22 protein-coding genes are annotated in these 24,084 nt (G+C 67.6%); 11 read left to right on the forward strand and 11 right to left on the reverse strand.

Features of this window, described 5'->3' with window-relative positions; all coding sequences use genetic code 11:
* Window positions 1-12: 12 nt before the first annotated feature.
* Window positions 13-423: a winged helix-turn-helix transcriptional regulator gene (locus tag BGO20_RS00935; RefSeq protein ID WP_291662756.1), complete on the reverse strand. Its 411-nt coding sequence runs from the start codon at window positions 421-423 to the stop codon at window positions 13-15.
* Window positions 424-606: 183 nt separating this feature from the next.
* Here BGO20_RS00935 and BGO20_RS00940 point away from each other — a divergent pair, with 183 nt between their 5' ends.
* From BGO20_RS00940 to BGO20_RS00975, 8 genes are read left to right on the forward strand one after another with little or no spacing between them, the layout of a single operon-like run.
* Entirely contained in the window at window positions 607-1,443 is an 837-nt protein-coding gene (locus BGO20_RS00940) for an alpha/beta fold hydrolase (RefSeq protein ID WP_291662757.1), read from the forward strand.
* Between the two features lie 40 nt (window positions 1,444-1,483).
* On the forward strand, window positions 1,484-1,645 hold the full coding sequence (locus tag BGO20_RS00945) for a hypothetical protein (RefSeq protein WP_291662758.1): 162 nt from the start codon (window positions 1,484-1,486) through the stop codon (window positions 1,643-1,645).
* On the forward strand, window positions 1,642-1,920 hold the full coding sequence (locus tag BGO20_RS00950) for a XapX domain-containing protein (RefSeq protein ID WP_291662759.1): 279 nt from the start codon (window positions 1,642-1,644) through the stop codon (window positions 1,918-1,920). Before BGO20_RS00945 ends, BGO20_RS00950 begins: the two co-directional genes overlap by 4 nt.
* Window positions 1,920-3,896, forward strand: coding sequence for an amidohydrolase (locus tag BGO20_RS00955; RefSeq protein ID WP_465245980.1), 1,977 nt, complete (start codon window positions 1,920-1,922; stop codon window positions 3,894-3,896). Before BGO20_RS00950 ends, BGO20_RS00955 begins: the two co-directional genes overlap by 1 nt.
* A 1-nt stretch (window position 3,897) precedes the next feature.
* Window positions 3,898-4,317 (forward strand): DoxX family protein, encoded by a 420-nt coding sequence (locus BGO20_RS00960; protein ID WP_291662761.1) that lies wholly within the window; start codon window positions 3,898-3,900, stop codon window positions 4,315-4,317.
* Window positions 4,314-5,960, forward strand: coding sequence for an MFS transporter (locus tag BGO20_RS00965; protein WP_291662763.1), 1,647 nt, complete (start codon window positions 4,314-4,316; stop codon window positions 5,958-5,960). The genes BGO20_RS00960 and BGO20_RS00965 overlap by 4 nt, the downstream gene beginning before the upstream one ends.
* Window positions 5,957-7,309: an alginate export family protein gene (locus tag BGO20_RS00970; RefSeq protein WP_291662764.1), complete on the forward strand. Its 1,353-nt coding sequence runs from the start codon at window positions 5,957-5,959 to the stop codon at window positions 7,307-7,309. The genes BGO20_RS00965 and BGO20_RS00970 overlap by 4 nt, the downstream gene beginning before the upstream one ends.
* Window positions 7,310-7,326: 17 nt before the next feature.
* Window positions 7,327-8,004 carry a hydrolase gene (locus tag BGO20_RS00975; RefSeq protein ID WP_291662765.1) on the forward strand — a complete coding sequence of 226 codons (678 nt, stop codon included), beginning with the start codon at window positions 7,327-7,329 and terminating at the stop codon, window positions 8,002-8,004.
* 285 nt (window positions 8,005-8,289) lie between these two features.
* Here the strand turns inward: BGO20_RS00975 and BGO20_RS00980 are convergent, their stop codons facing one another.
* Both BGO20_RS00980 and BGO20_RS00985 read right to left on the reverse strand, forming a co-directional pair.
* On the reverse strand, window positions 8,290-9,468 hold the full coding sequence (locus BGO20_RS00980; RefSeq protein WP_291662766.1) for an OmpA family protein: 1,179 nt from the start codon (window positions 9,466-9,468) through the stop codon (window positions 8,290-8,292).
* Window positions 9,469-9,517: 49 nt separating this feature from the next.
* The gene (locus tag BGO20_RS00985) at window positions 9,518-10,960 is read right to left on the reverse strand and encodes a caspase family protein (protein WP_291662767.1); all 1,443 of its coding nucleotides are present in this window, start codon (window positions 10,958-10,960) and stop codon (window positions 9,518-9,520) included.
* Window positions 10,961-11,127: 167 nt separating this feature from the next.
* On the opposite strand from BGO20_RS00985, the gene BGO20_RS00990 reads away from it, so the two are divergent.
* From BGO20_RS00990 to BGO20_RS01000, 3 genes are read left to right on the forward strand one after another with little or no spacing between them, the layout of a single operon-like run.
* Window positions 11,128-12,390: a DUF4399 domain-containing protein gene (locus BGO20_RS00990; protein WP_291662768.1), complete on the forward strand. Its 1,263-nt coding sequence runs from the start codon at window positions 11,128-11,130 to the stop codon at window positions 12,388-12,390.
* Window positions 12,387-12,833, forward strand: a complete 447-nt coding sequence (locus tag BGO20_RS00995) for a DUF4399 domain-containing protein (RefSeq protein ID WP_291662769.1) — start codon at window positions 12,387-12,389, stop codon at window positions 12,831-12,833. Before BGO20_RS00990 ends, BGO20_RS00995 begins: the two co-directional genes overlap by 4 nt.
* A gap of 21 nt (window positions 12,834-12,854) precedes the next feature.
* Window positions 12,855-14,552, forward strand: a complete 1,698-nt coding sequence (locus BGO20_RS01000) for an SUMF1/EgtB/PvdO family nonheme iron enzyme (RefSeq protein WP_291662770.1) — start codon at window positions 12,855-12,857, stop codon at window positions 14,550-14,552.
* A gap of 139 nt (window positions 14,553-14,691) precedes the next feature.
* Here the strand turns inward: BGO20_RS01000 and BGO20_RS01005 are convergent, their stop codons facing one another.
* The 8 genes from BGO20_RS01005 to BGO20_RS01040 form a co-directional block, all read right to left on the reverse strand.
* Window positions 14,692-15,918, reverse strand: a complete 1,227-nt coding sequence (locus tag BGO20_RS01005) for a flavin monoamine oxidase family protein (protein WP_291662771.1) — start codon at window positions 15,916-15,918, stop codon at window positions 14,692-14,694.
* Complete coding sequence (locus tag BGO20_RS01010; protein ID WP_291662772.1) at window positions 15,915-17,459, reverse strand: cation:proton antiporter; 1,545 nt, start codon at window positions 17,457-17,459, stop codon at window positions 15,915-15,917. Before BGO20_RS01010 ends, BGO20_RS01005 begins: the two co-directional genes overlap by 4 nt.
* A 213-nt stretch (window positions 17,460-17,672) precedes the next feature.
* Complete coding sequence (locus tag BGO20_RS01015; RefSeq protein WP_291662773.1) at window positions 17,673-18,773, reverse strand: alpha-hydroxy-acid oxidizing protein; 1,101 nt, start codon at window positions 18,771-18,773, stop codon at window positions 17,673-17,675.
* Window positions 18,773-20,488 (reverse strand): thiamine pyrophosphate-requiring protein, encoded by a 1,716-nt coding sequence (locus BGO20_RS01020; RefSeq protein WP_291662774.1) that lies wholly within the window; start codon window positions 20,486-20,488, stop codon window positions 18,773-18,775. Before BGO20_RS01020 ends, BGO20_RS01015 begins: the two co-directional genes overlap by 1 nt.
* Before the next feature lie 20 nt (window positions 20,489-20,508).
* Complete coding sequence (locus BGO20_RS01025) at window positions 20,509-21,807, reverse strand: TRAP transporter large permease (protein ID WP_291662776.1); 1,299 nt, start codon at window positions 21,805-21,807, stop codon at window positions 20,509-20,511.
* 4 nt (window positions 21,808-21,811) lie between these two features.
* Complete coding sequence (locus tag BGO20_RS01030) at window positions 21,812-22,366, reverse strand: TRAP transporter small permease (protein WP_291662777.1); 555 nt, start codon at window positions 22,364-22,366, stop codon at window positions 21,812-21,814.
* Between the two features lie 67 nt (window positions 22,367-22,433).
* Window positions 22,434-23,489, reverse strand: coding sequence for a TRAP transporter substrate-binding protein (locus BGO20_RS01035; protein ID WP_291662778.1), 1,056 nt, complete (start codon window positions 23,487-23,489; stop codon window positions 22,434-22,436).
* Between the two features lie 83 nt (window positions 23,490-23,572).
* The gene (locus BGO20_RS01040; RefSeq protein ID WP_291662779.1) at window positions 23,573-24,082 is read right to left on the reverse strand and encodes a MarR family winged helix-turn-helix transcriptional regulator; all 510 of its coding nucleotides are present in this window, start codon (window positions 24,080-24,082) and stop codon (window positions 23,573-23,575) included.
* Between the last annotated feature and the right edge of the window lie 2 nt (window positions 24,083-24,084).

The following is a 24,084-nucleotide window of genomic DNA, read 5'->3' on the forward strand; positions in this document are numbered from 1 at the left end:
CTGGACGGCCGATCAGGACTGAGCCCGCTCCTTCCGGCCGATTTCGGTCATGTCGGTCGACAGCAGGGACTCGCTGCGGGCGAGAGCGGCGTCGACCGCCAGCCCCGAGGCCGTCAGTGAGTACTCGACATGCAGCACGCGCCCGCTGAGGTCGCGGCGCTCGACATAGCCTGCGGCTTCCAGAGCCTTCAGGCGCGCCGACAGAACACGCGCCGAGAGCCCCGGCGGCAGCTGCCTGCGCAGTGCCCCGAAGCGGAGTGCGCCATGGCGTGCAAGCGCCAGAACGATGTGGCTCGTCCATTCCTGTGCGAAAAACTTGAGGAAGCCGTCTGCGGCGCAAGCCGCGGGGACAGCGTGGCCTCCGGACTCTTCCGTGCCATCGTCGGGACCCGGTATCCCCGAGGTAACTAATGGCTTCCGCATGGCGAGCTCGCTAATATGTCGATGACAGGTTTTTCAAGCACAGATGGACAGTTGAAGCCAACTAAGATTTTCGTAATTGGCATTCGCAAGACCACCGCCGTGTTAATTGCTTGAAGAGCGACGCGATTTTCAAGCGGCGATAACGCCATCGTCGTAAAATATTCGGATCAGAAAGGATTCGTCATGTCATTCGTCAAGACAGATGACGGAGTCGATATCTTCTACAAGGACTTCGGCCCGAAAACAGCCCAGCCCATCGTCTTCCATCACGGTTGGCCGCTGTCCTCGGATGATTGGGACGCGCAAATCCTGTTCTTCCTCCGGCACGGCTATCGGGTCGTCGCGCATGACCGCCGGGGCCATGGCCGCTCCGCCCATGTCTGGCAGGGCCACGACATGGATCATTACGCAGCCGACGCCTTCGCCGTGGTCGAGGCGCTCGATCTGCGCAACGCCGTCCATATCGGTCATTCGACGGGCGGCGGGGAAGTCGCCCGCTATGTCGCCAAATATGGCGAGCCCGGCGGCCGCGTCGCCAAGGCTGTCCTGGTCAGCGCCGTGCCGCCCCTGATGCTGAAGTCACCCGCGAATCCCGGCGGCCTGCCGCTCGATGTGTTCGACGGTTTCCGCAAGGCAACGGCCGAGAACCGCGCGCAGTTCTTCACGGATGTCCCCGCCGGTCCCTTCTACGGCTTCAATCGAGACGGCGCGAAGTCCTACCCCGGCGTCGTCCAGAACTGGTGGCGGCAGGGCATGATGGGCAGCGCTGTCGCCCATTACGAAGGCATCAAGGCCTTCTCCGAGACCGACCAGACCGACGACCTGAAGGCGATCTCCGTTCCGACGCTCGTGCTGCACGGCGAGGACGACCAGATCGTGCCGATCGACGCTTCCGCCCGTGCCTCGATCAAGCTGCTGCGCAACGGCACGCTCAAGACCTATCCCGGCTTCAGCCACGGCATGTTGACGGTCAATGCCGACGTGCTGAACGCGGATTTGCTCGCCTTCATCAGGGGCTGAGCGACCATTGTCTCGATATCATAGGAAAGGAGTTTCGGTCATGGCGACGCTCTCCGGACACGCCGTCACGGTCATGCTCGCCCGCGGCGCCTCTGCCAATGCATCGAGCAAGCGGCGCATGATCGCGTGTCTCGCGGCGGACGGGCTCGATATCGCCGCGGCCGCAGGCAAGCCGTCCTCCTCCGTTCGGGCAGCGCGATGAAGATCTATCTCATGTCGCTCGGCGCCGGCCTGCTGGTCGGCGTGATCTACAGCCTCATCGACGTGCGCTCGCCGGCTCCGCCTGTGGTCGCGCTCATCGGGCTCCTCGGCATTCTGGTCGGCGAACAGTTGCCGCCCTTGGTGCGAAGCTTCTGGACGAAGGCGCCGGCCGCGCAATCCTGGGAACATCAGGTGAAGCCGCACGTCTTCGGTCATCTTCCCGGCGGCAAGGGACCCGGCAGCGGCTCCGTTTCCGGCGAGAAGGAGAGCGGCTGATGCCGACCCGGCGCACTATCCTGGGCGGGCTTGCCGTCCCCGGCCTTGCCGCTTCTACCCTGGCCCAGGGCCAGACCCCGACCTCAGGAGACAAGCCGATGTCCGCCGACCTCATTCTGCATAGCGGCCTGATCACCACGCTCGACCGCGGCAATCCCGCCGCGAGCGCCGTGGCGATCCGCGAGGGGCGCTTCCTCGCCGTCGGCGATGAGGCCGAGGTCATGGCCCATGCCGGGCCGCAGACGAAGATCGTCGACCTCAAGGGCAGGCGCGTCCTGCCCGGCCTGATCGACAACCATCTGCACATCATCCGCGGCGGCCTCAACTTCAACATGGAGCTGCGCTGGGACGGCGTGCGCTCGCTCGCGGACGCGATGTCGATGCTGAAGCGGCAGGTGGCGGTGACGCCGCCGCCGCAATGGGTCCGTGTCGTCGGCGGCTTCACCGAGCGCCAGTTCGCCGAGAAGCGCCTGCCGACGATCGAGGAGCTCAACGCCGTCGCGCCCGACACGCCCGTCTTCATCCTGCATCTCTATGATCGCGCCTTGCTTAACGGCGCGGCGCTGCGGGCGGTCGGCTACACCAAGGACACGCCGCAGCCGCCCGGCGGCGAGATCACCCGCGATGCCAACGGCAATCCGACCGGCCTGCTGCTGGCGCGCCCCAACGCCGGCATCCTCTACGCGACGCTGGCGAAGGGGCCGAAGCTGCCCTTCGATTATCAGGTCAACTCGACCCGGCATTTCATGCGTGAGCTCAACCGGCTTGGTGTGACCGGCGCGATCGACGCCGGCGGTGGCTTCCAGAATTATCCGGACGACTACGCCGTCATCCAGAAGCTCGCCGACGAGAACCAGCTGACGATCCGCCTCGCCTACAACCTGTTCACGCAGAAGCCGAAGCAGGAGAAGGAGGATTTCCTCAACTGGACGAAGACCTCCAAGTACAAGCAGGGCGACGACTATTTCCGTCACAACGGCGCCGGCGAGATGCTGGTCTTCTCCGCCGCCGATTTCGAGGATTTCCGCGAGCCGAGGCCCGACATGCCGCCCGAGATGGAGGGCGATCTCGAAGGCGTGGTACGCATCCTGGCCGAGAACCGCTGGCCCTGGCGGCTTCACGCCACCTATGACGAGACGATTTCGCGCGCGCTCGACGTCTTCGAGAAGGTGGACCAGGACATTCCGCTGAAGGGGCTGAACTGGTTCTTCGACCATGCCGAGACGATCTCGGAGCGTTCTATCGACCGCATTGCAGCGCTCGGCGGCGGCGTCGCCGTGCAGCACCGCATGGCCTATCAGGGCGAGTATTTCGTCGAGCGCTACGGCGCGGCCGCCGCCGAGGCCACGCCGCCGGTCGCCCGCATGCTGGAGAAGGGGATCAAAACCTCGGCCGGCACCGACGCGACCCGCGTCGCCTCCTATAACCCCTGGGTTTCGCTGTCCTGGCTCGTCACCGGCAAGACCGTCGGGGGCTTGCGCATCACGCCGCAGCGCAACTGCCTCGACCGCGAGACCGCTTTGCGGATGTGGACGGAGAACGTCACCTGGTTCTCCAACGAGGAAGGCAGAAAGGGTCGCATCGCTGCGGGTCAACTCGCCGACCTGATCGTGCCCGACCGCGATTTCTTCGCCTGCCCGGAGGACGAGATCTCGTTCATCGGTGCCGATCTCACCGTCGTCGGCGGCAAGGTCGTCTATGGCGCCCGCGATTTCGCGAGCCTCGACGAGAGCGCCCCGCCGCCGGCGATGCCGGACTGGTCGCCGGTGCGGACGTTCAAGGGCTATGCCGCCTGGGGCGAGCCCGACGACGCCGGCAGGAATTCGCTGCGCCGAGCGGCAATGGCGAATTGTGGCTGCGCCACGGCCTGCGGCGTGCACGGTCACGACCATGCCGGAGCATGGTCGAGCAAACTGCCAATTTCGGACCTGAAGAGCTTCTGGGGCGCGCTGGGCTGCGCCTGCTGGGCCGTCTGAGATGACGAACTCCGTCGATGTCGCTTCGCGCGCCGGCACGCTGCGCTTCTTCGCGCTGCTTTTGCTCTGCGCCGCCTATATCCAGGGACCGGTGACGAAGCTCCTCGATTTCCCCGGCGCCATCGCCGAGATGGAGCATTTCGGGCTGAGGCCGGCAGCGCTCTTCGCGGTCGGCGTCATCGTCTTCGAACTGGCGATGAGCGCGCTCGTCCTGAGCGGTCGCTGGCGGGGCCCAGCGGCATTGGCACTGGCAGCCTTCACGCTCGCCGCGACCTTTGTCGCGATCCGCTTCTGGGAAATTCCCGCCGGCCACGGGCGGGCCATGGCGATGAACGCCTTCTTCGAGCATCTCGGTCTGATCGGCGGCTTCCTGCTTGTCGCGATGGACGATCGCTCGCGCCGCGCCGGGGCGACGCGATGAGCGCCGCTGCCCCGCCAGCTTCGTCCTCCGGCTTTGCGCCCCTCCGTCGGAGGGTCTTCGCCGTGCTCTGGGCGGCGACGATCATCGGCAATATCGGCTCCTTCATGCGCGACGTCGCCAGCGCCTGGCTGGTCACCGACCTGTCGGGCGCACCGGCGGCCGTGGCGCTGGTGCAGGCGGCCGCGACGCTGCCGGTCTTTCTGCTGGCGATCCCCGCCGGCGTGCTCTCGGACATCCTCGACCGCCGCAAGTTCCTGATCGCCATCCAGCTCCTGCTCGGCTGCGTCAGCCTGTGCCTGATGGCGCTGTCGTTCTCCGGGCTGCAGAGCGTCAGTTCCCTCGTGGCGCTGACCTTCCTCGGGGGGATCGGCGCGGCGCTGATGGCCCCGACCTGGCAGGCGATCGTGCCCGAGCTGGTCGAGAAGGCCGATCTCAAGAGCGCGGTCGCGCTGAACTCGCTCGGCATCAACATCGCGCGCGCCATCGGGCCGGCGATGGGCGGGCTGATCCTCGCGGCGTTCGGCGCCGGCTTCACCTATGGCGCCGACGTGCTGAGCTACGTCATCGTGATCGGGGCGCTGTTGTGGTGGCGCCGGCCGATGGGCGCCGACGACGCGCTGAGCGAGCGTTTCGCGGGGGCCTTCCGGGCGGGGTTGCGCTATGCCCGTGCGAGCCATGAGCTCCATGTCGTGCTGCTGCGCGCGGCGATCTTCTTCGCCTGCGCGAGTGCCGTCTGGGCACTGCTGCCGCTCGTCGCGCGCAACCTGCTCGGCGGTGGTGCCGGCTTCTACGGCATCCTGCTCGGCGCGGTCGGTGCCGGGGCTATCGGTGGCGCCGTCCTGCTGCCGCGTCTGCGCGCCCGGCTCGATGCGGATGGATTGCTGCTGTTCTCGGCCGTCCTGACCGCGGCGGTCATGGCCGTGCTGACGCTCTCGCCGCCGCAATGGCTCGCGATTATCGTTCTGCTGCTGCTCGGCGCGGCCTGGATCGTCGCGCTGACCACGCTCAACGGCGTGGCGCAGGCGATCTTGCCGAACTGGGTGCGTGGGCGCGCGCTCGCGGTCTATCTCACGGTGTTCAATGGCGCGATGACCGCGGGAAGCCTCGGCTGGGGCGCGGTGGCCGAAGCGGCCGGCATCAGAGGGACCTTGCTGATCGGCGCAGGCGCGCTGCTCGTCGCCGGACTCGTGATGCACCGGATCAAGCTGCCGGCGGGCGAGGCCGATCTTGCGCCGTCCAACCACTGGCCGGAGCCGCTCGTCGCGGCGGAGGTTCCCAACGACCGCGGCCCCGTCCTGATCCTGATCGAGTACCGTGTGCCGGCGGCCGATCGCGAGGTGTTCCTGCGTGCGATCAACGCGCTCTCGATCGAGCGGCGCCGCGACGGAGCCTATGGCTGGGGCATCACCGAGGACACGGCCGATCCGGAGAAGCTGGTCGAGTGGTTCATGGTCTCGTCCTGGGCCGAGCATCTGCGCCAGCACCGCCGCGTCTCGAAGGCGGACGCTGACCTCCAGAAGGATGTGACACGCTTTCACACCGGGGAAAGCGGCCCCATAGTGCGCCATTTCCTCCATGTCGAGGCGCCGCCGCGCCCGGCAGCCGCCGGCAAGCCTGCAGGTTCGCCGGAGGCGAAGCCGTGAGGCTGCTGTGCAAGGCGACGTTGGCCGGGGCATGCTGGCTGGCGCTGGCCGGTGCCGCCGCGGCGACGCAGGCCGGCAAGCCTGACGCCGCAGCGGAGAAGGATCCGTTCCTCCGGCTCAAGAACATTCCGCTGTCCGACGATGGCGCGATCGGCCTGAGCCTCGGCGGACAGGTGCGCGTTCGGGTGGAGTTCTCGCGCCATCCCGTCTTCGGGCTGGCGTCGCCGGATCAGAATAATGGCCTGCTGATCCGTTCCTTCCTTTCCGCGGACCTGCGGCTCGGCCCCTATCTGCGCGGCTTGGTCCAGTTCGCCAGCGGGCAGGCGCCGATCTGGGCCGGCACGCCGCCGGGCACGCAGCTCGACCGGCTCGATCTGCAACAGGGCTATGGCGAACTCACCGTGCCGATCTCAGCCGGCAGCGTGATGGTCCGTGCTGGGCGGCAGGAGATGAGCTTCGGCGCTTCGCGGCTGGTCTCGGTGCGCGAGAGCCCCAATATCAGACGCGCCTTCGACGGCGTCCGGGTGGCCTGGATCGGTTCGCCGGATACCCGCATCGACGCCTTCCTGGTGCGGCCGGTACTGCCGCGGACCGGCCTCTTCGACGACAAATCCGATCCGGCGCAGGTCTTCTGGGGTGTCTATGGCACGAGCGTCGTGCCCGGCATCCCCGGGCTCAAGGGCGATCTCTATTATCTCGGCCTGAACCGAGAGAAGGCGCGCTTCGCCCAGGGCACCGCGGATGAGCATCGCCACACCGTCGGCGCGCGGCTGTTCGGCGCGGCCGCAGGCTTCGACTGGAATGTCGAGGGCGCCTACCAGTTCGGCCGCTTCGGGCGTGCCGACATCCAGGCCTGGATGGCCTCGGCGACGGTCGGCTACAGCTTCGCCGGCATGCCCTTCTCGCCGCGCCTCGGCCTCAACGCCGATGCGATCAGTGGCGACGGCAATCTGCGCGACGGCAGGCTCGGAACCTTCAATCCGCTCTTCCCGCGGCTCCCCTATTTCTCCGAGGCCAATCTCGTCGGCCCGGCCAACCTGATCAGCATCCAGCCGAACCTCACCCTGTCGCTGCTGCCCAAGGTCAAGCTGACGCTCGGCTGGAATCCGCTCTGGAAGCAGGCCAAGGCCGACGCCTTCTATGGCCCGGCGATCACCCCCGTCGCACGGACCGCCGGCGGCGCCGGCCGCTACATCGGCCAGCAAGTGTCGACCACGCTGGAATGGACCGCCACGGAACATCTGACGCTCGGCGGAACCTATGTCGCCTACGACCCCGGCGAGCGCATCCGCCGCGCCGGCGGCCGGTCGGGCTCTTTCGCCGCCGGTTGGGCGACCGTCACCTTCTAGCCCCAGAGGAGAACAGCATGTCCCATCTCGAAGTCCTCACTCCGCAGAACAGCCAGATCATCTTCATCGACCAGCAGCCGCAGATGGCCTTCGGCGTGCAGTCGATCGACCGGCAGGTTCTCAAGAACAACGTCGTCGGCCTGGCAAAGGCTGCCAAGACCTTCAACATCCCAACCACCATCACCACCGTCGAAACCAAGGGCTTCTCGGGCCACACCTATCCCGAACTGCTCGCCGTCTTCCCGGAAAACAAGATCCTCGAGCGCACCTCGATGAACTCCTGGGACGATCAGAACGTGCGCGACGCGTTGGCGGCCAACGGCCGCAAGAAAGTCGTCGTCGCCGGCCTCTGGACCGAAGTCTGCAACACCACCTTCGCGCTCTGCGCGATGCTGGAAGGCGGCTACGAGATCTACATGGTGGCCGACGCTTCGGGCGGCACCTCTGCCGATGCGCACAAATACGCCATGGACCGTATGGTGCAGGCCGGAGTGGTACCCGTGACCTGGCAGCAGGTGCTGCTGGAGTGGCAGCGCGATTGGGCTCGCAAGGAAACCTACGACGCCGTCGTCGGGATCGCCAAAGAGCATTCGGGCGCCTATGGCATGGGGATCGATTACGCCTACACGATGGTTCACGGTGCGCCGGAGCGCGTCAGCCACGGGGAGACGATCGGTCCCCGCGCCGCCACGTGAACGGCCGGCCATGATGGCACTTTCGGTGCTTCCTGGCGCGCATCCCTGTCGAGCTTGAATCGTCCGGGAAATCGGGACCTGTCGGGCGACGCCGTGCTGCTGGCTGCTATCCGTGCGGTGGATGCAGCCGGCATGCGTACCCATGGCGGCCGTCCTGCGAGCCAGTGCCGGGCGCCCCAACGCGCTGACGGGAGATTGACCGCGACACGCCGGTATCGGCGGCCGCGGCCGGCACGTCACCCGCTTGTTCGCGATCTGATCGGGCGGGAGTGCCAAAAAGCTACCTCAGCAGCCGATCACCTTGAATTCGACGCGGCGATCGAGTGCATCGCTTGCGTCGTCCTTGCCGGTTCCGACGAGATTTTCCTTGAAGCCGCGGCCGGTCGCGATCATGCGGCCGCGATTGTCGGGCGCGCCGGTCAGCAGGAGGTCCATGACGAATTGTGCCCGCAGGGTCGAGAGTCGCTCGTTCACCTGTGGCATGCCCGTATGCGAGGTATGGCCGACGATCTCCAGGCAGGCGCCCTTCTGCCGAGAGTGCGTCGCGATCTGGCTCAACCACATCGGATAGGGATCGGTGATCTGGCGGTCGTCGATGAACTGCGTGGTGCCGGGCTTGAACAGGAGCTTCACCATCAGCCGGTCGGTGGCGAGACCGTAATCGACCAAGTCGCCGAAGGCGTCGACCATGTCCTCGCGCCGCCCGAGCTTGCTTGCCGCGAGATAGGTGCCGATCCGGACGCGGTGCTGCTCGCCGCCCGGCAATTTGCGCGCTGCCCGGTAGAAGGCGAGCGCCTCGCGGAAATGCTGGGTCTCATAGGCGAGGATGCCATCGTTGATCAGCGCATTGGCGGTGAGCTTCTCGACATAGCCGGGATCGATCGGGTCCCCCAGTTTCGTGCCCTGGCAGACCTTGATGTAGGAATCCGTCGCCTGGTCCTTCGCCCAGAGCGGCGCGTCCCGGTAATAGGGTGTCGGTGTGGCGTCGACGCCCTCCACGCGTGCGCGGGAGACGCCCTTGGAAACGACGCTGTTGGATTTGAGATCGGCTAGCGTCAGGCAGATCCGGTAGGCGTCGCGCGGTCCGTCGGCGACGCCCTGGTTGTTCACGGCGGTGAAGGTGCCGACCAGCACCACCGGCTTGCTGGCGAGGGCCTCGCTGTCGAAGGGCAGGACGGTGAAGCGCGGATAGTGCGCCCTGACCATTTCCATCAGGGTCGCCTGCATCGAGCGCGTCGCGACGGATTGCGCGCCGGAGGCGGCGTCGATCAGCGGGTCGATGACGAGGTTGACCTTATCGCCGGACACGGCCGCCTTGCCGAACAGATCGTCCGCCGCCTTGCGGAGCGCTTCGGCAAAAGGAGCGGGTGTCGGCGGCGGCGCGGGCTGGGCAACGGCGGCGGTCGCGCCCGTCAGCAGCGCGAGGCCGATCACGGCGCTTTTGAAGCGGACTAGGCCCGTCATGCCTCACCTCTCCAGCTTCGGCCGGGCTCCCTGCCACGGCCGTCCTGCATCAGCGGCACTGCCGCAATTGTTCCCGCCCCGCAGGCGTGAGATCCCCAAGCTGCGCTCGCATCAGAAGCTCGGCGCACTCGCCGGAAGACCGTCCGCGAGGCGCCGTTTCGGGAGGACGGGCGGCGGCACCCGGCATGCCGACGGGCTGTGTCGAGCGATCTTGTGGCATCGAGCCGGGCGATCCGAGCCGTGCTGCCATCGCCTGCTCGACCGTCTTGCGTTCCTCTGCGAGGCGCTGCTTCTCTGCCTCGATCGCTGCGAGTTCGGATTCCCGGCGCGCGAGCTCGTCGGCGAGCCGCGCCCGTTCCGCCTTGTCCTGCCCACGCGGCAGGGGTGGGGCCGGGGCAGTCGCGACAGGTGCGGAACCGGGCGCCGGCACGGACGGCGGCACGACCGTATCGCCGCCATCCTTGCGGGCAAGCTCGTCGGCAGCCTGCCGCCGCCCCTGTTCCGCCCGTTCGAGGCGCTGGAGCAGGGCGCGCTCGCGCTCGGCGAATTCGCGCACGAGCTTGTCGCGCTCGGTCGAGACCGAGGAGCGGCGTTCGAGCAGATCGAGCCGCGTGCGCGCATCGACAACGAAGAAGCTTTGCGGATAGCGCTGGATGAAGGCCTGCAGCGCAGTGAGGTCGTCGCTCGCGCGGATGCGGCGCCAGACATCGGCATCCGTTTCCTCGCGGTTGAGGTAGAAATCGCCGAGCAGCGAGAGCGACAGTTCCGGCGTCTGCCGGCCGGCGGTCGTGTCGTAGACGCTCTTCTGCACGCGGCGGAACAGCGTCGCCACCTCTAACCCGGGCTGGTCGATCTCGCGGACCAAAGCGGCGGTGAAGGGGCTGTTGCGGCCGGCGCCGTCGGCGGCGACGTCGTTCGCCTGCGTGGCATAGGCGATGACCATGCCCTGCGCACGCTGGACCGGCGCGAGGCCTGAACCGACCGAGAAGCCGCGCGTCGCCTGCCGCTTGGCGAGCAGCCCGACGAAGGGGTTGTTGCGGCAGGCGTCGAGCACCATGATCTTGACGCCCTTGGCATAGTTCAGGGCGGTGACGACGTCGTTGAGCCGCGTGGTCTCGTACTGGACCCCGACCTCGTCCTCGATCTTGGCCTCGACCGGAACGAGGTAGTTCTCGCCGTTGAACTGGAAGCCGTGGCCGGCGAAATAGAACATCGCGGCATCGGCATCCTGCGCCAGCCGGGCAAAGCGCGTCAGCGCCGAATCCATGCCGCGCTTGTCGAGATCGATGCCGTCGACCACTTCGAAGCCGACCTTGCGCAGAGCGGTCACCATGTCGCGCGCATCGTTCACGGTGTTCGGCAGCGCGGGGGCGTTGCGATAGCTGGAATTGCCGATGACCAGCGCGACGCGACGCTCGGGCGGCGTCTCGGCCAGGGCGAGGCCGGACAGCAGCAGGAGGAACAGGCCGCAGAGTCGCGCGACGAGGGTCATGGGGCTTCCCTAGAGGCTGCTGGCAGCCTCCGCGTCATGCTAATGCATGATCCCGGCCTTCTCCAGAACAAAGCATAGTCATCGATACAACGGAACGGCGTTTTGCTTGAACGCTCCGGGCTCCGCTGGTAGCCTTCGGTCCATCTTCTTGCGGAAGGAAGACGCTGATGCTTCGCCTTGCGCCGGCGCTTCTGCTGTTGGGTCTGGCGGTGGCGATGCCCCTGGCCGGCGCATCCGCGCAGGAGCGCGCCCGGCAGCGCAGCCCGGCCCCGGCAACGGCGCGTCTCTCCTTCGTCGGTCTCGCCGACAAGGCGCAGGTTCCCGCCAGGCTCACGGTGCGTTTCGCGATCACCGGCATGGAGGTCGTTCCCGCTGGCCAGCCAAGGCGCAATGGCGGGCATCATCACCTGCTGATCGACACCGAACTCCCGCCGCTCGACCAGCCGATCCCCAGCGATTTCAACCATATCCATTTCGGCGGCGGCCAGACCGAGGCGGAGATCGCGCTGACGCCAGGCAAGCACACGCTGCAATTGCTTTTCGCCGACCACAATCACGTGCCGCATGACCCGCCGATCATGTCCGAGCGCATCACGGTCGAGGTTCCGGCAACGCCGGCCGAGAAGCCGCGTTCTGCGGCAGCGCCCGGCGCCCGCGTCTTTTTCATCGATCTGCAGGACGGCGCCACGATCCCCAGCCACGCCAAGATTCGCTTCGGCGCGGAAGGCATCACGGTGACACCTGCCGGAACCGCGAGCCCGAATGGCGGCCACCACCATCTGCTCGTCGATACCGAACTGCCGGCGCTCGACCGCGAGATTCCCAGCGACTTCAACCATTTGCATTTCGGACGGGGCCAGACCGAGGCCGAGCTCTCGCTTCCGCCGGGCGAGCATACGCTGCAACTGCTGATGGGCGATCACGAGCATGTGCCGCATGATCCGCCGGTGATGTCGCCGCGCATCCGCGTCCACGTCGTCGCCGACGGCCGGCCGGCTGCCGCCGCCACGCCTTCGCCGTCTCACATCCATGGCGCGGGCCTGGCACGAACGGCCGCGCCCAACGACGCCGCCGTCTACTTCATCTATCCAAGGGATGGCGACCGGATCTACCCGACCTCGACGATCCGCTTCGGCCTGCGCAACATGGGCGTGGCGCCGGCCGGCGTCGCCAAGCCGAATACCGGCCATCACCATCTGCTGGTCGATACGGAAACGCCCTCGTTCGATGCGCCGATCCCGAGCGATCTCAACCATATCCATCTCGGCGGCGGCCAGACCGAGTACAAGCTGACTCTGCCGAACGGGCGGCACACGCTGCAGCTCCTGCTCGCGGACGAGAACCATGTGCCGCATGACCCGCCGATCATCTCGGAACGCATCACCGTGATCGTGGCGCCGGGCGGGCCGCATGCGAGGAGGCGCCGGTGATCTCGCAAGCCCGCATCGCGGCCGCAGGCCTTTTCGTGCTGATGGCCTGGCCGGGCGCCGCCTCTCAAGCCCTCGCGCAGACGCCCGCGCGCCAACCCGCGCCGCCCGGCGCGCAGGTCTATTTCCATTATCCGGTCGATGGCCTGAGCGTGCCCGAGCGCTTCACCGTGCGGATCGGCCTGCGCGGCATGGGCGTCGCGCCTGCCGGCGTCGATCATGCGCGGACCGGGCATCACCACCTGCTGATCGACACCGAGCCCGGCCCGCCGGACCAGCCGATCCCGTCCGACTACAACCACATCCATCTCGGCAACGGCCAGACGGAAGTGGTGGTGACGCTGCCCAAGGGCCGGCACACGCTGCAATTGCTGCTCGGCGACTACACGCATACGCCGCATAATCCGCCTGTCATGTCGCCGAAGATCACGATCAATGTCCGCTAGCTGAGGGACTCCTGTCCGCCGATGGCTTGGTTGCGCCTCCTGATCGCCGTCGTGCTGCTGCCGATTCTGGCCGCTTCCGGCCTCGCCCAGCAGCCGGGGGAAGCTGCGCGCGTCGCGCTCGTGATCGCCAACGAAGCCTATCCGGAGGCGCCGATCGGCGGCGCCGCGCAACAGGGGCGCGTGGTCGCCCAGGTGCTGAGCGCCGGTGGCTTCGATGTGGTCGCCGTCGAGAATGCCGACCGCAACGCATTGCGGCAGGCGATCGCCACCTTCGCGGGCAAGCTCCGGCGCGGCGCTCAGGTCGTGGTGTTCTACAGCGGTCATGCCATCCAGCGGCGCAATCGGAATTTCCTGCTGTCGACGCAGAACGGTGCCGGGGGCGCGGTCGATCTTGACGAGATCGTCGATCCGCTGATCGTCTCCCGGCCGGCGAGTGCCTTGCTGTTCGTCGATGCCGGCCGCGAAAATCCCTGGCAGGGCAAGGCCAAGGGCCTCCTGCCGCTCGAGCCGATGGAAGGCATCGCCGTGTTGTTCCCGGCCGCGCCGGGCAAGACGTTGCCAGGCGGCCCCGACCGCGCCGTCGAGGCCTGGTTGAAGGCGATCCGCACGCCGGGCCTGGAGATGGTGCTGGCGCTGAAGCAGGTGCGGGACACAGTCTCGCGCAAGACCCGCCGCAGGCAGCAGATCTGGCTTTCGGCGGAGCCGCCGAAGGGGCTCGTCGTCACGCCGGTCTTCCAGCCGGTCGCCATCGCGCAGGGCAGCCGGGCCGTCATTCCGCCGCCGCAGACGCCGGGTGCGACGCAGGATGCCGCCTATGATCTCGCCTTCTGGGAATCGATCCGCGACAGCCGGAACGCGGCCGAGTACCGCGCCTATCTCGATGCCTTCCCGACCGGGCGCTTTGCTTCGCTGGCCCGCGCCCGCGAGCAGGAATATCGTGGCGGCCCGGCTGCGCCTGCTTCGGCAGCCGTCGCGGTCGTCACTCCGCCGGCATCGCCTCAGCCCGCAGGAGCACCGCAGCGCGACTGCGCAGGCTGTCCGGAACTGGTGGCGATCCCGGCCGGCAGCTTCCAGATGGGCTCGAACGATCTCTACCAATTCGAGAAGCCGGTGCACCCGGTCAATATCCGCGGTTTCTATCTCGGCGCGCGCGAGGTGACCTTCGAGGAATGGGATCTCTGCATCGACCAGGGCGGCTGCAATTACCGGCCGGATGATCGCGGGCTCGGCCGCGGCAAGCGGCCGGTCACCGACATTCACTGGAACGACGCCAATGCCTATCTCGCCTGGCTCTCGGCCCGCACCGGCAAGCCCTATCGCCTGCCGACCGAGAGCGAATGGGAATATGCGGCTCGGGCTGGCACGACGACAATCTACCCCTGGGGCCAGGTGCTGGTGAAGGAGCGGGCCAACTGCCTCGGCTGCAACGACCGGAAGCGCGGCAACACTGTGCCGGCCGGCCAGTTCCCGCCCAACGCGTTCGGCCTTTACGATATCGCCGGCAATGCCGCCGAATGGGTCGCCGATTGCTGGAGCGAGAGCTATCGCAGCGCGCCCCGCGACGGCAGCGCCTATACCGTTGCGAATTGCCGCGAGCGCGTGTTGCGCGGCGGATCGTTCAACAATGATCCGCGTTATCTGCGCTCGGCCGCGCGCTTCAAATACGAGGCCGACGTGCGCTTCTACACCAACGGCTTCCGCGTCGCCCGCGATCGATAGGCCCGTCGATACCACCTCGAAGTAAATGGGTGTCGCGCATGCGGCAGGTCCTCAAACATGCGCTCGCCCGCCGCGCTCGGCGGTTTCAAGCAGCTCGTCGGCGTAGGACCTTCAAGAGCACGAACATTGCTGCATCCAGTCAGGCTTTCAAGGAAGCCAGCGCGGCGCGCGCGGCAGCAAGACCGGTCTGAAGGGCGCCATGCGCCGTCGAGAAATCCTGCATCGAGCAGGCCTCGCCGGCGAAGAAGAGCCTGCCATCGACATCCCCGGCGAGGGTCGCCCGCGCCTCGGCATGGCCGGGCCGTGCATGGCTGTAGGAGCCTCGCGCAAACGGGTGCCGCCCCCAGCGCGATTGCGCGATCGGTTGCAGCCGGCGCCTGATCCCGGAGCCGAACAGCCCGGCCAGCTCGTCGCGCGCGAAGGACGCGAAGGCATCGCCATCGACTTCGAGCTCGCGTGCGGCCTCACCGCCGACGAAGCCTTCGATCAATGGCCGGCCGAAGGGTCGCAGATGGTAGCTCGCCGTTCGTTTGACGGAGGGATTGCCCAAGACCTGCGTATCCGGCTCGAAGCCGTCGCAATCGGACAGCTTGAAGATGATCTTGTCCGCCAGGCCCAGCGGCAGCGCTGCGGCAGCGTCGATACGGTCCGCTGCGCCCGGCGGCAGGCGGATTGCGCCGGAAGCAAGCACATCGGTCGGGACCGTGACGATGACGCGCTCGGCCTCGATCACGCCTCTCGCACTGGTCAGCCGCAACACATGCCCCGACGCGTCGATGCCGGTGACCGCCGTGTTCAGCGCAACCGGTACGCCCTTCGCCGCGGCGGCGATGAGGCTGCCATAGCCCTCGGTCACGCGCCAGTTCACGCCGGTCTCGGCATCGGCATAGGCGAGATAGTCGCGGACCGAGAGGTGCTCCAGCTCCGTGCCGTTGATATAGGTGCTGAGGGCCTCGAGATAGGGCGTCCAGCGATCGCTTGCATCCAGAAGGTCGGAGGCGCGGTCGCTCCCGGGCGGAGCCTCGCGCAGGCGCTGCTCGAAACGGACGAAGGCCGCCCGCGCGGCACGCTGGTCGGCTGCGGGAAAACCGAGATCGCGAAACTGGACGCCCCATGGCGGCGTGGTCCGGTCGATATGAAAGCCGAGCTCGGGGGCAAGCGCGGCCCAGCCGTTACGATCCGCCGAGTGGAGCCAGCCGCAGCCGAGGTCGAAATGCAGGCCGTCGTGGAAAGCGGTGTGCGCCCGTCCGCCGATCCTGTCCGTCGCCTCGATCAGGAGCACGTCGAGCCCCGAGGCGTTGAGATGCCGGCCCGCGGCGACGCCGGCCGCTCCGGCACCGACGATCGCGACATCGAGCGGCTTCATGCGCTGCCTTCCCGCGGCGCCGCGCCAAGCTCCAGCCAATCGAGCTCCTCCTCGAGCCGGTGGAAGGCGTCGTCGCCGATGGTCCCGCGCTTCCGCAGGTCGAATGCCGTGCTTCGCGCGGCTGAGAGCGCGGTCCGTCGCAGCGCATTATGATCGGTGTCGAGCAGAGCGGCCCGCCCGGTCTGCTCCAGCATGTCGCGATATTCCTGTCGGATCGCCGCCGCTGCCGCCGGGCCCGCGCCTTCGAGCGAGCCGATCGCGGCCTCGAGCGCGGCCTTCCGTGCGAGGGCGAACTCGCGATCGACAGGGTGATCGTCGCTGATCGCGAGATAGCGCAGCAGCGGCGCCAGCGTCAGCCCCTGGATCAGCAGCGTGCCGACCACGACGGTGAAGGCACAGAGCAGGATCAGGTCGCGATAGGGGAAATCGGCGGGAAGGGCGAAGGCGGCCGCGAGCGTGACGATGCCGCGCATGCCGCACCAGGCGACGACGGCGCTTCCCTTCGCATTCTGGAGCGAGGTCGCCCTTGCACTCGCATCCGAAGAGCGGCCGGACACCAGAAGGGCAAGCCCTCTATAGGTCGCAACCCAGCTCAGCCGCACGAGAATGACGGTTGCGAGGACCGCGAGCGCGATCCAGAAGTAGCCGATACGTTGCGCCGCGTCGAACCCTTCGAGGATCGGGCGCAACTGCAGACCGACCAGTACGAAGGCGAGGACCTGGAGCACGAAGACGGTGGTTTCCCAGACTGCGTAGGACGGGATGCGCAACCGCGCGCTGGTCACGGCCGGAGCCGTCCGCGCGAGCATGATGCCGTAGACGACGACGGTGATGATCCCCGACAGATGCAGCCGCTCCGCCAGGATCCAGACACCGAAGGTCGTGATGAACTGCACGATGATGGCGCTTGGGGGATCCCGGAACAGGGTCAGCAGCCGCACTGCGGCGAGGCCCAGGAGCGCGCCGAGAACGATGCTGCCGATCGTGACCAGCACGAAGGCCGGCAAGGCGCTGGCCGCGCTGAAACTGCCGGCTGCGACCGCCCCCACCGCCAGGCGGTAGATCAGCAGCGCGGTCGCGTCGTTCAGCAGGCTCTCGCCCTCGAGGATCACGACGATGCGGTGGGGCGGCCTCACCCTGCGCAGGATCGCTGTGGCGGCGACGGCGTCGGGCGGCGCAACGATCGCCCCGAGCGCGATCGCGGCGGCCCAGGGCAGGTCGGGCACGAACCAGCGCGCCACGATCGCGACAACGGCCGTCGTGACGCCCACGGCGACGAAGACCAGGCTGGACACCGGCAGCCAGTTCCGGCGCAGATCGCGCGGCGAGCTGTCGAAGGCCGCATCGAGCAGGATCGGCGCGACGAAGAGGGCGAGCACCAGCTCGGGGTCCAGCGTGATGCGCGGCGCATCGGGAATGAAGGCGAGAGCCGTCCCTCCGATGGCGAGCACGACCGGGTACGGGATGCCGGCCCGTCGCGATCCCGCTGCGAGGATGACGGCTCCGAACATGATGACGAGAATTGACTCGAACAGGACCATGCTCGGCGATCTTATCCTCGATTGCCTTGGTGTCGATCGCGGGCGATCCGCCAGGACGCTATCTTAGCTCCGGTCGGGCGGCATCCGCCAGTTGCGGGGGCTGAGCAGCGCCGTGGGCGAATCTTTGTATGAGAACGCCACTGGCCGGAGGCCTCGCACTATCCAGGCGACGATCCCGCCTCGCCGGGTGCCGAGATGGGCAGGCGTCCACGATCAGGCGGTGGGTCGGTCGCTCAGATCCGGCAGCCCCATCAGTGCCTGCGTCCGGTCGATCTCGGCCTGCAGCAGTCTGACGACCTCGACCACGCCGTCCTCTCCGCCCGCCGCGAGGCCATAGAGGGCGGCCCGGCCGATCATCACGGCATCGGCACCGGCGAGGCACGCCTTGACGATATCCGCGCCACGCCGGACCCCGCTGTCCAGGAGGATGGGCAGGCCCAGCGAGGCCACCTTGCCGAGCTGCGACAAAGGTGCAGGGGCGGCATCGAGCTGCCGGCCGCCATGGTTCGACAGCACGATGCCGTCGACGCCGATCTCGGCCGCGCGGCGGACATCGGCCGGGTGGAGGATACCCTTGACCAGCAGGGGGCGGGGCCAGCGGTCGCGCAGCCGCGCGAGATCGTCCCAGGAGAAGCTCGCATCCATGCTGCGCGACAGCAGCGCCGCCTGGACGTTGGGATCCTTCGATGCCGCGCCGCCGAGATTGCCCATCGCCGGCGCGCCATGGCGCCCGACGCTCCAAAGCCAGCGGGGATGGCAGGCGATATCGAGAAGCGTGCCGGGACGCAGCCGGAACGGCATGACGAAGCGATTGCGCAGGTCCCGCTCGCGCTTGCCGCCGACCGGAACGTCGACAGTCAGGACGAGCTGGCTTGCGCCGGCGGCGAGAGCGCGGTCGACCAGCTCATGCGCCAGAGCGCGATGCATGACGTAGAGCTGGAACCAGAAGTCGGCTCCGGTGGCCGCCACCTGCTCGATCGATGCATTGGACGCGGTCGAGAGCGTGAACGGAATCCCCAATCGCCGTGCGGCCCGCGCGAGCATCAGGTCGCCCTCACGCTGGAACAAGCCGTTCAGCCCGGTCGGCGCGATGACGATCGGCGTCGGCAGCCTTGTGCCGAGCCAGTCGACGGACTGATCGCGCTGTGCAACCGGGTTCAGCACGCACGGCGTCAGGACCAGGTCCTCGAAGGCTGCGCGATTGCGGCGGAGCGCGATCTCGTCCTCCGCGCCGCCGTCGAGATAGTCGAAGACGAAGCGCGGCAGCCGCCCGCGAGCGGCCGTGCGATAATCCTCGACATTGACGAGTGGCATCAGCGCGCGATCCGGATCTCGACCAGAGCCTGGCGGCGATGCAGCGTGACTTGCTCGATTGCGGCCCGGAGCGCACCCGCCAGTTCGTCATGACTCGCGACGCGGGCGGTCCAGGCGCGGCTCGCCTCGGCGACGCGGGTGAAGTCCGGCGTCGGCGCGAGCGAGACCAGCGGCATCTCGTTGCTGGAGGCCGCATAGCCCTGCGGATAGACGCCCGTCACGGATTGCCGCACTGCGCCCCATTCCTCGTTGTTCAGCACGAGAACCAGCAGCGGGATCGCCATCGCCTCGGCGATCTGGTGGCAGGCGACGGGGTTGGCGAAGATGTAGGAGCCATCGCCCATCGTCGCGATCACCAGCCGCTCGGGCTTGGCGAGCTTGTAGCCGAGCCCCGCCGGGAACGACCAGCCGAGCCCGCCCGAATGCGGCTCCTGATACCAGGAGCCCGGCTCGCGCAGGGTCAACGGCTCCAGCGGCGCCCCCAGCTCCGACAGGATCGTGGCCGGCGTCTCGCCGAGCACCTCCGACAGGCACTGGCTGACGAACTCCTTGGTCATCAGCTCGCCACGCGGCGTGCGGGCGTTGCGCAGCACCTCCTCGCGCCGCTTGGCGGCCGCGCTGGCAACCCTGTCGCGTCGCCGATCGCGCTTCTCGCCGGTCCCCTCGCAGGCAGGCCGCGCGGCCGCTTCAAATGCCACAAGGACCTCGCCGGTCTCGCCGGGCAGCGACAGATCGGCCCGAAAATTGCGGACGGGGAAGCGGGAGTAGAGCGGGTCCTGGCCGATATGCACGACCTTGCAGTCCGCCGGTAGCTTATGGATGTCCGGGGACCAGGGCGCGAGGCAGTCGATCACCAGCACGAGGTCGGCCTCGGCGAGCCACGGGCCCGGATCGACCCCGACCGACATCGGATGGTCGGTCGGGATGCCGAGCTGGATCGCCCAGTACTGGCAGACCGGAATGCCCCAATCGCTCGCCAGCCGCGACAGAGCCGTGAAGCCTTCCGCATCCCCGGCGCCGCGCTGGACGATGATCAGCGGCCGCTCAGCCTCCCGCAGCAGCGCGACGGCCTGTTCGATATCGGCCGCGCGAGGAGCGATGGTTGCCGGAGCGATCCTGCTGGGCTTCTCCAGCTCATCGGCCGGGCAGGCTTCGCACAGCACCTCGCGTGGCAGGCTGAGATAGACCGGGCCGCGCGGCAGCGACGTCGCGATGGCATGGGCGCGGTCGACCACGTCGACGGCCTGCTCCGGGAATTTCAGCTCGTAATCCCATTTGGTACATTCGCGGATCATCGCGGCCTGGTCGCGCATCTCCTGCCCCCAGCTGATCGGGACGGTGCGCGCTCCGAGACGACCCTGCTCGACCACCGGCGTCCTGCCCGAGAAGATCAGGACCGGGATATGTTCGGTCGCCGCGTTGATCGCGCCGATCGCGCAATTTGCCAGGCCGACATTGGTGTGGGCCATCACCGCCTGGGCCCGGCCGGTCGCGAGGTAATAGCCATGCGCCATGCCCATCGCCGCATTCTCGTGCGGGATGACGATCGCCGTGGGCAGGGGGATATGCTTGGCCCTGGCCTCCGCCAGCCCCTCGATGATCGGCGGAAAATCCGTGCCGGAATTGGCGAAGATGTAGTCGACACCCACCGCCTTCAGGCGGGCGAGGATGGCGCCGCCTGCGGTGATGCCGGGTTTCTTGGTTTGGGTCTGCATGAACGGACTCTGGGTGGTGGTCACATCTGGCTGGGAAGCCAGGTGGCGAGGATCGGAAAGGCGACGAGGATCGCCAGCCGGATGAGGTCGGTGACGATGAAAGGCGCGACGCCACGGAAGATCGTCGAGAAGCTGAGATCGCCGATGACGCTCTTGATGACGAAGACGTTCATGCCGACCGGTGGGTGGATCAGCCCGAGCTCGACCGTCATCACGATGATGATGCCGAACCAGATCGGGTCGAAGCCGAGCGCCGTGACGACCGGGAAGATGATCGGCACGGTCAGGATGATCATCGCCATCGCGTCCATCAGGCAGCCGAGGACGATGTACATCAGCAGGATCAGCAGGAGCACGCCATAGCGGCCGATGCCGAGCCCGGTCATGAACCCGGTGATCTTCTGCGGCGTGCCGGTGATGGTGAGGAAATAGCCGAAGATCAGCGCGCCGATCAGCACGGTGAACACCGCCGCGGCGGTCCGCGTCGCCTGCAGCAGCGATTGCAGGATCGCCTCCCGCGAGAGCTTGCGGCGCACCACGCCGATGATGAAGGCGCCGCCTGCGCCGACGCCGCCGGCCTCGGTGGGGGTGAACAGGCCGCCATAGAGCCCGCCGATCACGAAGGCGAAGAGCAGGAGCGGCGCCCAGACCTCGCCCAGCGCCCGGACGCGCTCGCGCAGCGGCAGCTTCGGCCCTGCCGGCAGAAGGCCCGGACGGGCGATGCCGATCAGCGCAATGGTCACCATGTACATCATGACCGCGATCAGGCCCGGAATGACGCCCGCCATGAACAGGCGCGAAATGTCCTGCTCGGTGATGATCCCGTAGACGACGAGCACGGTCGAGGGCGGGAACATCGCGCCCAGCGTGCCGCCGGCGGCGATCGTGCCGGCCGCGAAGGATTTCGGATAGTTGTGCCGGCGCATCTCCGGATAGGCGATGGTCGAGAAGGTGGCGGCCGTCGCGACCGAGGAGCCGGAGATCGCGGCGAAGCCGGCGCAAGCGGCGATCGTGGCGAAGCCGAGCCCGCCGCGGGCATGGCCGATCACGGCATTGGCGGCGCGGAACAATTCCCGGCTCATTCCTGAATTGGAGACGAAGGCGCCCATCAGCAGGAACATCGGGATGACGCCGAAGGTGTAGTCGGTGACCGTGCGCATCGAGGTCTGGCCGATCAGCTTCAGCGCCGGGCCGAAGCCGCTGATCAGCCCGAAGCCGACGACGCCGACGAGCCCCATCGCCATGCCGACAGGCACGCGCAGCAGCATGAGCGCGAAGAGAAGGACGAAGCCGCCGACGGCGACGAGATCTGGCGACATCGGTCTACTCGACAGGTTCGAGGGAATGCTCCTCGTTCACCCGCTCGGGGTGGAAGACGAGCCGGAAGGTGCGCACCGCGATCAGGATCACGGCCGAGACGTCGCCGAGCCAGGCGAGCGCGAAGAACGGCCAGGTCGGCAGTTGCAGGTCGTAGGTGAGGACGTTCTGCGCCTTGGTCGCCACGACCTTGTCGAAGAGCATGATCGTCTGCACCGTCACGACCAGCAGCAGGACCAGCGTGGCGAAGATGTCGATCAGCCGCTTCGCCCGCGGCCCGGCGGAGTCCCAGATCAGGTCGACGGTGATGTGGGTGCCGCGGTAGCTCGTCGCGGCAATGCCCCAGAAGATCAGGATGCCGAGGAACAGCCGGCCGAAATCGTAGCCGTCGGGGATCGAGACCGAGAAGAAGTAGCGCAGCAGGACCGAGATGAAGATGTCGGCCGCGACCAGCCCGACAAAACCGGCCGCGATCCACTCTATGCCCTCGATGAACCGGTCCATCGCGTTCTTCGGCGGCTGCGCCGCTGCGGGCGGCCGAACGCTGGCGTCGCCTGTCATGACGTCGCTCCTCTCGACAGGGGGAATGGCCGGCACGGCTCGCGAAGGAGCCGCGCCGGGCGAGGCCTCAGAAGCTGGCGTCGGCCTTCTTGAGCCCGGCCTTGAGCTCGCCGAGAATCGCCTCGGGATCGCCACCGACCTTCTTCACGCTCTCGGCCCAGCGCTCCTGCAGGGGCTTGACGGCGGCGCGCCAGGCCTCGATCTGCGCGGCGTCGAGTTCCACCACTTCGTGGCCGGGGGCCTTCTTCATCCGCTCGCGGCCGGCGAACTCGAAATCGGTCCAGGGCGCGGAGAGCTTGGCGGCCCAGGCATTGTTGCAGTGGTCGTCGATGACCTTCTTCTGCGCCGCCGAAGCGCCGTCATAGGTCGCCTTGTTCATCGTCCAGGTGTAGGCCGTCGTGTAGAGCGGCACGTCGAGGCTGAACTTCGTGACTTTCTCGATGCCGAACAGGAAGATCGAGTTCCACGGGAAGGTGATGGCGTCCGCCACGCCGCGCTCCAGCGCATCCCGCGATTCCGGAGCCGAGGCCTGGACATTGGTGCCGCCCAGCGTCGTCACCATCTCGCCGACCGTGACCTGAGCGGGGCGGACCTTCAGTCCTTTCACGTCGCCGGGCAGGACGATCTTCTTCTTGGAGTGAAAGGTGCCGGGATCATGGACGAAGGCGAGGCAGAAATGCGTGTCGCCCATCTCCTTCGGCGCATATTTGCGGTACCAGGCGTCCACCGCGAGCGAGCCGCCCTTGGCGTTGCTGACCGTGAAAGGAAGCTGCGCCGCGTTGATGATCGGGAAGCGGCCGGGCTGGTAGCCGGGGCTGACATAGCCGACATCGGCGATGCCGTCGCGAACCATGTCGTAATGGTCGAACGCCTTGCCGAGCTGCTCGGCCGGGAAGATCATCCCCTTGATCGTGCCGCCGGACTGCTTCTCCATATCGGCCGCCCAATCCTTCGCGGCCTGGACCAGCGGATGGGCCGGCGGAACCCAGAGCGAGATCCTCAGGGTGATCGTCTTGTCCTGAGCCTTTACAGCCGGCGCCGCGGCGAGGCCCGCCCCGGCGAGAATGGTCCCGAGCGCCAGCGTCGCGGCCCTGCGGGACGGGAATCGTCTCGTCGTCGTCATGAGGTTTCCTCCGTTTGCGTTTCCTCGGCGGGCGTTGCGCCTTCTTTCCCGTTGCACGGGTTTGGGCCTTGGCGGCCGTTCCTTCAGGTCGGTGAGCCGTTCTCGTCCCCGAGTTCCTCGGCGATGCGGCGCAGGATCGCGATGAAATGGGCCTTGTCCGCGCCGACGATGGCGTCGAGCCTCGCGTCATGGGCGTGGGCGATGCGCTTCAGCTTCTCCAGCATGGCCTCGCCCTCGGCGGTCAGCCGCACGCCGTAGCTGCGCTGGTCGGCGCGGCTGCGCCGGCGGGAGATGAGGCCGCGCGCATTGAGGAGCTTGATCGTGCTGGTCAGCGTCGAGCGGTCGCGGCCCACTAGCCGGCTAATATCACTCGGCGGCAGGCCCGGGTTCTCGGCGATGATGGTCAGAAGCGTGTACCAGCCAGGCTTCAGATCCTCGGCACCCGCCCCCTTGCGGATCGCCTGGAAGGAGGCCTCCTGCGCGATGCGCAGATAGTAGCCGACCAGATCGTGGAAGCTGTCCGGAATCTGCAGCTCGGACCGACCGGCAGCCCCGGTCCGGTCTGCAGGCCTAGGGATGGGAGAGGAGGCCATGT

The organism is Allobosea sp. 67-29 (assembly GCF_001898115.1).
GTDB lineage: Bacteria > Pseudomonadota > Alphaproteobacteria > Rhizobiales > Beijerinckiaceae > Allobosea.

Bases quoted from the DNA above. Each gene is read 5' to 3' on its own strand.
- BGO20_RS00935 (WP_291662756.1), bottom strand. From the start codon at position 423: ATGCGGAAGCCATTAGTTACCTCGGGGATACCGGGTCCCGACGATGGC.
- BGO20_RS00940 (WP_291662757.1), top strand. From the start codon at position 607: ATGTCATTCGTCAAGACAGATGACGGAGTCGATATCTTCTACAAGGAC.
- BGO20_RS00945 (WP_291662758.1), top strand. From the start codon at position 1,484: ATGGCGACGCTCTCCGGACACGCCGTCACGGTCATGCTCGCCCGCGGC.
- BGO20_RS00950 (WP_291662759.1), top strand. From the start codon at position 1,642: ATGAAGATCTATCTCATGTCGCTCGGCGCCGGCCTGCTGGTCGGCGTG.
- BGO20_RS00955 (WP_465245980.1), top strand. From the start codon at position 1,920: ATGCCGACCCGGCGCACTATCCTGGGCGGGCTTGCCGTCCCCGGCCTT.
- BGO20_RS00960 (WP_291662761.1), top strand. From the start codon at position 3,898: ATGACGAACTCCGTCGATGTCGCTTCGCGCGCCGGCACGCTGCGCTTC.
- BGO20_RS00965 (WP_291662763.1), top strand. From the start codon at position 4,314: ATGAGCGCCGCTGCCCCGCCAGCTTCGTCCTCCGGCTTTGCGCCCCTC.
- BGO20_RS00975 (WP_291662765.1), top strand. From the start codon at position 7,327: ATGTCCCATCTCGAAGTCCTCACTCCGCAGAACAGCCAGATCATCTTC.
- BGO20_RS00980 (WP_291662766.1), bottom strand. From the start codon at position 9,468: ATGACGGGCCTAGTCCGCTTCAAAAGCGCCGTGATCGGCCTCGCGCTG.
- BGO20_RS00985 (WP_291662767.1), bottom strand. From the start codon at position 10,960: ATGACCCTCGTCGCGCGACTCTGCGGCCTGTTCCTCCTGCTGCTGTCC.
- BGO20_RS00990 (WP_291662768.1), top strand. From the start codon at position 11,128: ATGCTTCGCCTTGCGCCGGCGCTTCTGCTGTTGGGTCTGGCGGTGGCG.
- BGO20_RS01000 (WP_291662770.1), top strand. From the start codon at position 12,855: ATGGCTTGGTTGCGCCTCCTGATCGCCGTCGTGCTGCTGCCGATTCTG.
- BGO20_RS01005 (WP_291662771.1), bottom strand. From the start codon at position 15,918: ATGAAGCCGCTCGATGTCGCGATCGTCGGTGCCGGAGCGGCCGGCGTC.
- BGO20_RS01010 (WP_291662772.1), bottom strand. From the start codon at position 17,459: ATGGTCCTGTTCGAGTCAATTCTCGTCATCATGTTCGGAGCCGTCATC.
- BGO20_RS01015 (WP_291662773.1), bottom strand. From the start codon at position 18,773: ATGCCACTCGTCAATGTCGAGGATTATCGCACGGCCGCTCGCGGGCGG.
- BGO20_RS01020 (WP_291662774.1), bottom strand. From the start codon at position 20,488: ATGCAGACCCAAACCAAGAAACCCGGCATCACCGCAGGCGGCGCCATC.
- BGO20_RS01025 (WP_291662776.1), bottom strand. From the start codon at position 21,807: ATGTCGCCAGATCTCGTCGCCGTCGGCGGCTTCGTCCTTCTCTTCGCG.
- BGO20_RS01030 (WP_291662777.1), bottom strand. From the start codon at position 22,366: ATGACAGGCGACGCCAGCGTTCGGCCGCCCGCAGCGGCGCAGCCGCCG.
- BGO20_RS01035 (WP_291662778.1), bottom strand. From the start codon at position 23,489: ATGACGACGACGAGACGATTCCCGTCCCGCAGGGCCGCGACGCTGGCG.
- BGO20_RS01040 (WP_291662779.1), bottom strand. From the start codon at position 24,082: ATGGCCTCCTCTCCCATCCCTAGGCCTGCAGACCGGACCGGGGCTGCC.